Annotated in this window: 10 protein-coding genes; 8 read left to right on the forward strand and 2 right to left on the reverse strand. The window is 70.4% G+C overall.

Going from position 1 to position 10,063, the window contains the following annotated elements; all coding sequences use genetic code 11:
- Window positions 1-26: 26 nt before the first annotated feature.
- Both ACK42S_RS08295 and ACK42S_RS08300 read right to left on the reverse strand, forming a co-directional pair.
- Complete coding sequence (locus tag ACK42S_RS08295; protein ID WP_409705532.1) at window positions 27-503, reverse strand: chemotaxis protein CheW; 477 nt, start codon at window positions 501-503, stop codon at window positions 27-29.
- A gap of 134 nt (window positions 504-637) precedes the next feature.
- Window positions 638-1,531 carry a response regulator gene (locus tag ACK42S_RS08300; protein ID WP_409705535.1) on the reverse strand — a complete coding sequence of 298 codons (894 nt, stop codon included), beginning with the start codon at window positions 1,529-1,531 and terminating at the stop codon, window positions 638-640.
- Between the two features lie 179 nt (window positions 1,532-1,710).
- Between ACK42S_RS08300 and ACK42S_RS08305 the strand changes: the two genes are divergently transcribed.
- From ACK42S_RS08305 to ACK42S_RS08340, 8 genes are all read left to right on the forward strand, one after another.
- Window positions 1,711-2,217 carry a glutathione peroxidase gene (locus ACK42S_RS08305; protein WP_409705538.1) on the forward strand — a complete coding sequence of 169 codons (507 nt, stop codon included), beginning with the start codon at window positions 1,711-1,713 and terminating at the stop codon, window positions 2,215-2,217.
- Window positions 2,218-2,267: 50 nt separating this feature from the next.
- A complete protein-coding gene (locus ACK42S_RS08310) occupies window positions 2,268-3,464 on the forward strand; it encodes an aromatic amino acid transaminase (protein ID WP_409705541.1) in 1,197 nt (398 codons plus the stop codon).
- Between the two features lie 10 nt (window positions 3,465-3,474).
- On the forward strand, window positions 3,475-4,437 hold the full coding sequence (locus tag ACK42S_RS08315) for an ABC transporter permease (RefSeq protein ID WP_409705544.1): 963 nt from the start codon (window positions 3,475-3,477) through the stop codon (window positions 4,435-4,437).
- Window positions 4,434-5,258 carry an ABC transporter permease gene (locus ACK42S_RS08320; RefSeq protein ID WP_409705546.1) on the forward strand — a complete coding sequence of 275 codons (825 nt, stop codon included), beginning with the start codon at window positions 4,434-4,436 and terminating at the stop codon, window positions 5,256-5,258. The genes ACK42S_RS08315 and ACK42S_RS08320 overlap by 4 nt, the downstream gene beginning before the upstream one ends.
- The gene (locus ACK42S_RS08325; protein ID WP_409705549.1) at window positions 5,255-6,229 is read left to right on the forward strand and encodes an ABC transporter ATP-binding protein; all 975 of its coding nucleotides are present in this window, start codon (window positions 5,255-5,257) and stop codon (window positions 6,227-6,229) included. The genes ACK42S_RS08320 and ACK42S_RS08325 overlap by 4 nt, the downstream gene beginning before the upstream one ends.
- Before the next feature lie 2 nt (window positions 6,230-6,231).
- Window positions 6,232-7,020 carry an ATP-binding cassette domain-containing protein gene (locus tag ACK42S_RS08330; RefSeq protein ID WP_409705552.1) on the forward strand — a complete coding sequence of 263 codons (789 nt, stop codon included), beginning with the start codon at window positions 6,232-6,234 and terminating at the stop codon, window positions 7,018-7,020.
- Window positions 7,021-7,105: 85 nt separating this feature from the next.
- On the forward strand, window positions 7,106-8,590 hold the full coding sequence (locus ACK42S_RS08335) for an ABC transporter substrate-binding protein (protein ID WP_409705554.1): 1,485 nt from the start codon (window positions 7,106-7,108) through the stop codon (window positions 8,588-8,590).
- Window positions 8,587-9,990: an amidase gene (locus ACK42S_RS08340; protein WP_409705558.1), complete on the forward strand. Its 1,404-nt coding sequence runs from the start codon at window positions 8,587-8,589 to the stop codon at window positions 9,988-9,990. Before ACK42S_RS08335 ends, ACK42S_RS08340 begins: the two co-directional genes overlap by 4 nt.
- The last annotated feature ends 73 nt before the right edge of the window (window positions 9,991-10,063 follow it).

Below are 10,063 nucleotides of genomic sequence, written 5' to 3' on the forward strand. Positions count from 1 at the left end.
GAGGGGGTGGTCACGGGCATCGCGGTTCAGGCCAGGCTCAGCTCGGCCGCCCAGGCCTCGAGGAGGGCCGGGGCGTCGATCAGGGCCCAGGGATGGCCCTGGGCATCGACGGCCGCGCCGCGCACGAACTCGGCCAGGGCCGGCGGCACCCCGGGAGCGGTGCCCCCCACCGGGCGCACCCGCGTGGGCAGGCCGCGAAAGATCAGACCGGCCACCTGGTCACCGTCGCCGCCGATCAGCACATGGCTGCCCGGGCCCGTTGGCGTGCCCTGCGCCGGATCCAGCCAGCGCAGCAGGTCGAACACCGGGATGACCGTGCCGTCCACGTTGGCCGCTCCCAGCAGCCAGGCCGGCGCGTGCGGCACGTCCGACAGCTCCACCTCGTCGACCAGATTGCGCGCCCAGGTGAACGGGAAGGCCAGCGCCCAAGGGCCGCAGCGCAGGCCCTGGGCCTGCGGAGGGGCAGCCGCGCTGAGGGGTGGGGCGTCGGGGGGCAGGCTCACGTCGCACGCATCGGGGTTAGCGCCGCAGTGTAGAGGCGCCCGGGCCATCCAAGGAAGCCCGCCCCACGCGCGGCGCGGCCCGCGGCCGTCGCGGTGTGGCGCAAACGCCCACGGGGCCCCGGCATGGCGCCGGGTCAGTCGGCGGCCGTGTTCTCGAAGCCTCGCTGGAAGGCGGCATCGTAGGTGCTGATGACACGCACCAGCTCATCCTCGGACAGGGGTTTGGTCAGGTAGGCGTCGCAGCCGGCCAGGGTGCCGCGGATGCGATCGACCGGCCCGGCCCGGCTGGTGAGCATCACCACCACCGGCACCCGGCGGCCCGGCGGCGGGGCCTTGCGTTTGATGGCCTTGCAGGTCTGGTAGCCGTCCATGCCGGCCATCATCACGTCGAGGAAGACGAACTCGAAGGGCTGGCGCGCGATGCGCTCGAGCGCCTCCTCGCCGCTGCGGGCCAGATGCACCTTGAAGCCGAAGCGTTTCAGGCGCGTCTGCATGAAGCGCAGCGCGATGTCGGAGTCGTCGACCACGAGGATGTGGTCGAAGCGTTCGTCCCCATCGACGGTGACGGAGTTGGAGAAGTCGCTGCCGCTGGGGACCTCGGGGCCGGCCGGAGCCTTCGCCAGGGAACGGCCCGTGGCCGCAGCCGGCATGGCGTCCAGGGCGAGGCTCGGCGCCGGGCGGGGCGACGCGGGGGGCGCCGCCGGCCGCTGCGGGTCGGCGCCAGGCTGGCTCATCTCGTCGAGCAGCCGCAGCACGTTCATCAGGTTGATCGGGCGCGGCAGCCGGCCCAGCCCGGCGCCCACATCGTGCGCGCCGATGAACAGGCAGCGCGGCAACCGGCCCGCGTCGCGCACGGCCGAGACGGCCGCCGCCTGGTCGGCGTCGGCGATCACCAGATCGGCGGTGTGCAGGTCCTCGACGAGGTCGTAGGCCGGCTGGCGCCGTGCCGCCAGGCGGAAAAAGGACTGGAAGGTCGAGCGTTCGAAGGCGCTGAAGCCCTGGACGGCCACCCGGTAACGCATGCTCATGAGAAGAGGGCTCCTGAGGCCAGCGGCAAGCGCCGACCGTCGGTGCGCCGCCCCAGCAAAAGGCTGTGGCGATGTTGCGGTGGGGGTGACCCCAGCGTCAAGCCCGAAAAAGGGGGGGGCGGGCGGCTTCGGGGAGCCGCGCCTTTCGGCTTTCGCGCCGGCTCGCTACCATGCTCGGTATGAGCGACGCGAGCGAACACACCACGATTTATGACTTCAACGCCTTGTCCATCGACGGCCGGCCGGTGAAGCTGGCCGACTACCGCGGCAAGGTCCTGCTCATCGTCAACACCGCCAGCCAGTGCGGCTTCACGCCCCAGTTGGCCGGGCTGGAAAAGCTCTGGAAGACGCATGCGGCCCGGGGCCTGGTGGTGCTGGGCTTTCCCAGCAACGAGTTCGGCGGCCAGGACCCGGGCAGCAACGAGGAGATCGCGAGCTTCTGCCAGGTGAACTACGGCGTGAGCTTTCCGATGATGAGCAAGATCAAGGTCAACGGCGCCGACGCCCATCCGCTGTACCAGTGGCTCACGGCGCAGGCCCCCGGCCTGCTGGGCACCAAGGCGATCAAGTGGAACTTCACCAAATTCCTCGTCGATCGCCACGGCAAGGTGCTCAAGCGCTATGCCCCCACCGACAAGCCCGAGGCCATCGAGCGTGACATCGAGGCGGCGCTGGCCGCCGACTGACGGGGGACACGGGATAATCGATCGATCCGCCCCGTTTTGAAGGAGACCCCATGTTCCAGCACGTCGACCCCTACGCCGGCGACCCCATCCTCACCCTGAACGAGAACTTCCAGAAGGACCCCCGGCCGGGCAAGATCAACCTGAGCATCGGGGTGTACTTCGACGATGCCGGCCGCCTGCCGGTGATGAGCGCGGTGCGGCAGGCCGAGTCGGCGATGCTGCAATCCATCGGCGCGCGACCCTACCAGCCCATGGAAGGCGCGGCCAACTACCGCCAGGCCGTGCAGCACCTGCTCTTCGGGGCCGAGCATGAAGCGGTGAAGAGCGGGCGCATCGCCACCATCCAGACCCTGGGCGGCTCGGGCGGCCTGAAGGTGGGGGGTGACTTCCTCAAGCGCTACTTCCCTCAGTCCGAGGTGTGGGTGAGCGACCCCACCTGGGACAATCACCGCGCGATGTTCGAGGGGGCAGGTTTCACCGTTCACACCTACCCCTACTACGATGCGGCCACCGGCGGCCTGCGCTTTGCGGCCATGCTCGCCGCCTTGCGCGACATGCCCGAGCGCAGCATCGTGCTGCTGCATGCCTGCTGCCACAACCCCACCGGCGTGGACCTCACGCGCGAGCAGTGGGCCCAGCTCATCCCGGTGATCCAGTCGCGCCGGCTCATCCCCTATGTGGACATCGCCTACCAGGGCTTCGGCGATGGCATCGAGGAAGACGCCTTTGCGATCCGCGCGCTGGCCGATGCGGGCGTGAGCTTCTTCTGCGCGAGCTCCTTCTCGAAGAGCTTCTCGCTCTATGGCGAGCGCTGCGGGGCCCTCAGCGTGGTCTGTCCCACGGCCGACGAGGCCGCGCTGGTGCTGGGCCAGCTCAAGGCCACCATCCGCCGCAACTACTCCAGCCCGCCCACCCATGGCGGGCAGATCGTCGCGCGCGTGCTGCAAACGCCTGAGCTGCGCCAGGCCTGGGCCGACGAGCTCGACGCGATGCGCGCGCGCATCCAGGAGATGCGCCGTCGCCTGCATGCGGTGCTGTCGGCCAAACTGCCGGGCCGCAATGTGGACTACTTCATCACCCAGCGCGGCATGTTCAGCTACACCGGCCTGAGCCCCGAGCAGGTGGACCGGCTCAAGGACGAGCACGCGGTGTATCTCGTGCGCACCGGCCGCATGTGCGTGGCGGGGCTGAACCAGCACAATGTCGAAGCCGTGGCCAACGCCATGGCGGCCGTGCTCGCCCAGTGATGCCACGGCCTTGAGCCTCTTCCTGCTCAAGCGCTTTGTCAGTTTCGTCGCCACCTTGCTGGCGGCGTCGGTGGTGGTGTTCGCCGTGCTGGAGATCCTGCCCGGCAACGCCGCCGAAGTGCGCCTGGGGCCCACGGCCACGCCCGAACAGGTGGCCGCCCTGTCGGCCCAGTTGGGGCTGGACCGCCCGGCGATCACCCGCTACGTCGAGTGGATCAGCGGCTACCTGCGCGGCGACCTGGGCGTGAGCGTGGCCTACGACACGCCGGTGTGGAGCCTCATCGCCGAGCGATTGCGCGTGAGCCTGCCGTTGGCGCTGCTGGCCATGGGGCTCACCGTCGTCGTCGCCCTGAGCCTGGGCGTGTACGCCGCCGCGCGCCACAACCGCTTGGGCGACGTGGGCGTGATGACGCTCAGCCAGCTGGGCCTGGCCATCCCGAACTTCTGGCTGGCCATCGTGCTGATCCTGGTCTTTGCCGTGCACCTGCAGTGGTTCCCGGCCGGTGGCTTTCCCGGCTGGACGCAAGACGAGGGCGGCAGCCTGTGGGACGGCCTGCAGGCCCTGGTGCTGCCGGCCGTGGCGCTGGCGGCAGTGCAGGCGGCCATCCTCACGCGCTTCACGCGCTCGGCCGTGCTCGACACCCTGCGCGAAGACTATGTGCGCACCGCCCGCGCCAAGGGCCTGAGCCGGCGTGCCACGCTGTGGCGCCATGTGCTGCGCAACGCGATGATCCCGGTCATCACCATCATGGGCCTGCAGTTCGGCAACCTGCTCACCGGCGCCATCGTGGTGGAAAACGTCTTCGTGCTGCCGGGCATCGGCCGCCTCGTCTTCCAGGCCATCGCCAACCGCGACCTCGCGGTGGTGCGTGACGTCATCATGCTGCTGGCCGGCGCCGTCATCCTCATCAACTTCGTGGTGGACCTGCTGTATGCCTGGATCGACCCGCGGCTGAAGGCGGGGGATGCATGAGGGCGGCCTTGAGGCATCGCAGCTTCCTGCTCGGCGCCTTGCTGGCGCTGACCCTGCTGCTGGCGGCCGGGCTCTCGCTGGTGTGGACCCCCTACCCCCCGCACGCCATTGACGTGCCCAACCGCTTCCAGCCGCCCTCGGCCGCGCACTGGCTGGGCACCGACAGCCTGGGCCGCGACATTGCCACGCTGCTGCTGGTGGGCGCGCAGAACTCCATCCTCGTGGGGGTGGTGGCGGTGGGCATGGGGCTGGTGCTGGGCGTGGGCCTGGGGCTGCTGGCCTCGGCGCGGCGCGGGTGGGTGGAAGAGTTCGTGATGCGCCTGTCCGACTTCACCTTCGCCTTCCCGGCGCTGCTCACGGCCATCATGCTCACGGCAGTCTATGGCCCCGGGCTGTTCACCTCCATCATCGCGATCGGCATCTTCAACATCCCGGTGTTTGCGCGGCTCACGCGCGCCTCGGCCAACGCCGTGTGGGCGCGCGACTTCATCCTGGCCGCGCGCGCCTGCGGCAAGGGGGCGGTGCGCATCACGCTGGAGCACGTGCTGCCCAACATCGCCTCGGTGATCATCGTGCAGGCCACCATCCAGTTCGCCACCGCCATCCTGGCCGAGGCGGCGCTGTCCTACCTGGGCCTGGGCACCCAGCCGCCCCAGCCCTCGTGGGGGCGCATGCTCAACGAGGCGCAGACGCAGATGTTCCAGGCGCCTCAGCTTGCGCTCTACCCCGGCATTGCGATTGCGCTGTCGGTGCTGGGGCTGAACCTGCTGGGCGACGGCCTGCGCGACCTGCTCGACCCCCGTCTTGCGAGGCAGCGATGAGCGCAGGGCTGCTGGAGGTGCGCGATTTGCGGGTGACGCTCCACACTGCGCGCGGGCCCGCCGAGGCCCTGCGCGGCCTGAGCTTCGCGCTCGACCGCGGCGACACGCTCGGCGTGGTGGGCGAATCGGGCTGCGGCAAGAGCATGCTCGCGCTCACGCTGATGGGCCTGCTGCCCGAGCGCGCGCGGGTGTCGGGCTCGCTGCGCTTCGACGGGCGCGAGCTGCTGGCGCAGGACGAAGCCGCCTGGTGCCGCCTGCGGGGCGACCGCATCGCGATGGTCTTCCAGGAGCCGATGACGGCGCTCAACCCGCTGCACACGATCGGCCGCCAGGTGGCCGAGCCGCTGCGCCTGCACCGCGGCCTGGACGCCGTGGCCGCGCGTGCCGAGGCGCTGCGCCTGCTGGAGCAGGTGCGACTGCCCCAGGCCGCGCGCCGGCTCGACGCCTACCCGCACCAGCTCTCGGGCGGCCAGCGCCAGCGTGTGGTGATCGCGATGGCCCTGGCCTGCCAGCCCGACCTGCTGATCGCCGACGAACCCACCACCGCGCTGGACGTGACGCTGCAGCGCGAGATCCTGCAACTCATCGCCGATCTGGTGGCCCAACGCCACATGGCCCTGATGCTGATCTCGCACGACCTGGCCGTGATTGCCCGCAACGTGCGCCGCGTGATGGTGATGTACGGCGGCCTGGGCGTGGAGCAGGGCCCGGTGGGCGAGGTGCTGCACCGGCCCCTGCACCCCTACACGCGCGGCCTGCTCGCCGCCCGGCCCCGGCTGGGCGCGGCCCGCCGCGAACGCCTGCAGACCATCCCCGGCCGCGTGCCGGAGCTGGTGGACCTGCCGCGCGGCTGCCCGTTTGCGGACCGGTGTGTGCATCGGGCCCCGGTCTGCGAGGCCTCCCCTGTGTCCCACACCGTGGCGCAGGGCCACGAGGTGGCCTGCGTGCGTTGGGCCGACCTGAGCCCGTGAGGATGCCGATGCCCCTGCTCGATGTGGCCCACCTCAGCCAACGCTACCGCCTGCCGCGCCAGTCGCTGTGGCAGCCGGCCGAGGAGGTGCGGGCGCTGGACGATGTGAGCCTGCGCATCGAGGCCGGCCGCAGCCTGGGCGTGGTGGGCGAGTCGGGCTCGGGCAAGTCCACGCTGGCGCGGCTGGTGATGGCGCTGGAGCGGCCGACGGCCGGCACGGTGAGGCTGCTGGGCCAGGATCTGCACCGCCTGAGGCCTGCCGAACTGCGCCGCGCGCGGCGCCACGTCCAGATGGTCTTTCAGGACCCCTATGGCTCGCTCGACCCGCGCCAGACGGTGGGCCGCATCGTGGCCGAACCGTTGACCGTGATGGACGAGGTGGGGGCCGATGAGCGCCGCGCGCGCGTGGCGCAGTCACTGGAGGCCGTGGGCCTGCGCGCGGGGGACATGGCCAAGTACCCGCACGAGTTCTCGGGCGGGCAGCGCCAGCGCATCGCGATCGCGCGCGCCTTGGTGACAAGGCCGCGGCTCATCGTGGCCGACGAGCCGGTCAGCGCGCTGGACGTGTCGGTGCAGGCCCAGGTGCTCAACCTGATGCGCGACCTGCAGCGCGACTTCGACGTGACCTACCTCTTCATCAGCCACGACCTGGCGGTGGTGGAGTATCTCTGCGACGAGGTGGTGGTGATGCAGCACGGCCGCATCGTGGAACAGGGCGAGGTGGCCGCGGTCTTCGATGCGCCGCAGGCCGCCTACACCCGCACGCTGCTGGCGGCGGTGCCCACGCTGTGAGGGGCGCCGGCGATTGCCCGGCTTGCGCATTCATGGTGGAATGGCAGCGCAGGTTTTCCTTCCCCGTCGTTCGAGGAGTGTCTCCATGAAGTGGCATCTTCGCCTCGTGGCCGCCCTGGCCCTGAGCGCCCTGGCGCTGGGCGCCTTGGCGCAATCACGCAAGGACAGCGTCGTGATCGGCATGACGCTGGAGCCGCCGGGCCTGGACCCGACGACCGCGCCGGCCGCAGCCATCGGCGAGATCGTCCACTACAACATCCTCGAAGGCCTCACCAAGGTCCAGATGGATGGCAAGGTCAGTCCGCTGCTGGCCGAAAGCTGGACGATCTCGCCGGATGGGCGCAGCTATGTCTTCAAGCTGCGGCGCGGCGTGAAGTTCCACGACGGCGAGGACTTCGACGCCTCGGACGTGAAGTTCAGCTTCGAGCGCGCCAAGGCCGAGGGCAGCACCAACAAGGCCAAGAAGGCGGTGTTCGACAACATCACGCGCATCGACACCCCCGATGCCTACACCGTCATCCTCACGCTGGACAAGGCCGACGGCACGATGCTTTTCCGCCTGGGCGAGAACACCGCGGTGATCCTCGATCCCAAGAGTGCGGCCACTACCAGCACCCGTCCGATCGGCACCGGCCCGTTCAAGTTCGACAACTGGGCCAAGGGCTCGGCCGTGACGATGAGCAAGTGGCCAGGCTATCGCGATGCCGCCAACGTGCGCCTGAACCGTGTGACCTTCCGCTTCATCAACGACCCGGCCGCCCAGGTGGCCGCGCTGCTGGCCGGCGATGTCGATGCCATCCCGCGCTTCCAGGCCACGCAAAGCGTCGGCCAGTTCCGCAACGACAAGCGTTTCAACGTCACGGTAGGCGGCACCGAAGGCAAGACCATCCTGAGCATCAACAACCGCCGCAAGCCCTTCGACGACGTGCGCGTGCGCCGCGCCGTGGCCCATGCCATCGACCGCAAGGCCCTGATCACCGGCGCGATGGACGGCTTCGGCACGCCGATCGGCAGCCACATGGTGCCCAGCGATGCCGGCTACGTGGACCTCACCGGCATGTACCCCTACAACCCCGAGCGGGCCCGATCGCTGCTGAAGGAAGCTGGTGTGAGTGGCCCCCTCAACGTCACCCTCACGCTGCCGCCGCCGGCCTATGCGCGGCGCGGCGGCGGGATCCTCGCCGCCCAGCTCGCCCAGGTGGGCATTCACGCCAAGATCGAGAACGTCGAATGGGCCCAGTGGCTCTCTGGCGCCTTCAAAGGCAATTTCGACCTGACCATCATCAGCCACGTCGAGCCGCTGGACATGGCCATCTACGCCAACCCCGACTACTACTTCGGCTACGACTCCAAGGCCTTCCGCGACCTGCTGGCCAAGTTCAACGAAACCACCCACGAGGCCGGCCGCCTGGCGGTGCTGGGCGACATGCAGCGCCTGCTGGCCACCGATGCGGTGAACGCCTTCCTGTTCCAGTTGCCGCACATCGCGGTGAGCCGCCGCGGCCTGCAGGGCATCTGGAGCAGCTCGCCCATCTTCGCCAACGACATGGGGGCGGTGCGCTGGCAATGAGGTCCGACACCCCCACAGCCCTGCACGAGTTCTCGGCCACCGAACTGCTGGCGGCTTACGCCCGTGGCACGCTTTCGCCCGTCGAAGTGACGCGCGCCATCATCGCCCACATCGAGCGCTGGGAGCCGCACCTGCAGGCCACCTATGCCTTCGATCCCGAAGCGGCGCTGACGATGGCCCGCGCCTCGGAGGCGCGCTGGCGCCGCGGCGAGGCCCTCGCACTCGACGGTGTGCCGGTGATGATCAAGGAGAACATCGCCACCCGCGGCGTGCCCACGCCCCTGGGCACGGCGGCCACCGAGCTGGTGCCGGCCGAAGAGGACGCCCCTCCGGCAGCGCGGCTGCGCGAGGCCGGCGCCGTCTTCCTGGGCAAGACCACCATGCCCGACTACGGCATGCTCTCCTCGGGCCTGTCGAGTTTCCACCCGCTCACCCGCAACCCCTGGGACCTGCGCAAGAACCCCGGGGGGTCGAGCGCCGGCGCGGGCGCCGGCGTGGCCGCCGGCTACGGCCCGCTGCACCTGGGCACCGACATCGGCGGCTCGGTGCGCCTGCCGGCAGGCTGGTGCGGCATCGTCACGCTCAAGCCCAGCCTGGGCCGCATCCCCATCGACCCGCCTTACCCGGCCCGCGTGGCCGGCCCGATGACCCGCACCGTGGCCGATGCCGCGCTGATGATGGGCCCCTTGAGCCGCCCCGATGCGCGCGACCACATGAGCCTGCCCTGGCAGGACATCGCCTGGCACGACCTCGAGCGCGACGTGGCCGGCCTGCGCATCGGCTTGCTGCTGGAGGCCGGCTGGGGCACGCCGGTGGCACCCGAAGTGCGCGAGGCCGTGGTGGCCGCGGCGCGCGCCTTCGAGGCGGCCGGGGCCATCGTCGAACCCATGGCGCCCTGGTGCCACCGCGGCATGATCGAAGGGGTGGACCGCTTCTGGCGCACGCGCTTCTGGGTCGAGCTGCGCAAGCTCGAACCCGAACGCCGCGAGCGCATCCTGCCCTTCATCCGCGCCTGGGCCGAGGGCGGGGCGGGCTGGAGCGGCGAAGACCTCTTCGAGGCCTACAGCCAGACCCTGGCCATCCGCAAGGCCACGGTCGATGCCACCCAGCCCTATGACTACGTGCTCTCGCCCACCGCGCCGATGGTGGCTTTCGATGCCGAGCTGCCCTGCCCGACCAACGACGTGACGCGGCCCTTCGACCACATCGCCTTCACGCTGGCCTACAACATGAGCGAACAGCCGGCCGCCTCGATCAACGCCGGCTACACCGCCGAGGGCCTGCCCATCGGCCTGCAGATCGCCGGCCGCCGCTTCGACGACCTGGGCGTGCTGAGAATGGCCCGCGCCTGGGAACGCCTGCGCCCGGCCCAGCGCCCCTGGCCCACGCCACCGGCTTGACGCCATGCAAGACCGCCGCGGCTGCCCGGTGAGCACCGCCAGTGATGCGGCGCTGGATCACCTCGAGCAAGCC

The organism is Caldimonas sp. (assembly GCF_046289365.1).
Lineage (GTDB): Bacteria > Pseudomonadota > Gammaproteobacteria > Burkholderiales > Burkholderiaceae_C > Caldimonas.

What these genes read in the sequence shown, in the direction of transcription:
- ACK42S_RS08300 (WP_409705535.1), bottom strand. Translation starts at nt 1,531, where the DNA reads ATGAGCATGCGTTACCGGGTGGCCGTCCAGGGCTTCAGCGCCTTCGAA.
- ACK42S_RS08305 (WP_409705538.1), top strand. Translation starts at nt 1,711, where the DNA reads ATGAGCGACGCGAGCGAACACACCACGATTTATGACTTCAACGCCTTG.
- ACK42S_RS08310 (WP_409705541.1), top strand. Translation starts at nt 2,268, where the DNA reads ATGTTCCAGCACGTCGACCCCTACGCCGGCGACCCCATCCTCACCCTG.
- ACK42S_RS08320 (WP_409705546.1), top strand. Translation starts at nt 4,434, where the DNA reads ATGAGGGCGGCCTTGAGGCATCGCAGCTTCCTGCTCGGCGCCTTGCTG.
- ACK42S_RS08325 (WP_409705549.1), top strand. Translation starts at nt 5,255, where the DNA reads ATGAGCGCAGGGCTGCTGGAGGTGCGCGATTTGCGGGTGACGCTCCAC.
- ACK42S_RS08330 (WP_409705552.1), top strand. Translation starts at nt 6,232, where the DNA reads ATGCCGATGCCCCTGCTCGATGTGGCCCACCTCAGCCAACGCTACCGC.
- ACK42S_RS08335 (WP_409705554.1), top strand. Translation starts at nt 7,106, where the DNA reads ATGAAGTGGCATCTTCGCCTCGTGGCCGCCCTGGCCCTGAGCGCCCTG.
- ACK42S_RS08340 (WP_409705558.1), top strand. Translation starts at nt 8,587, where the DNA reads ATGAGGTCCGACACCCCCACAGCCCTGCACGAGTTCTCGGCCACCGAA.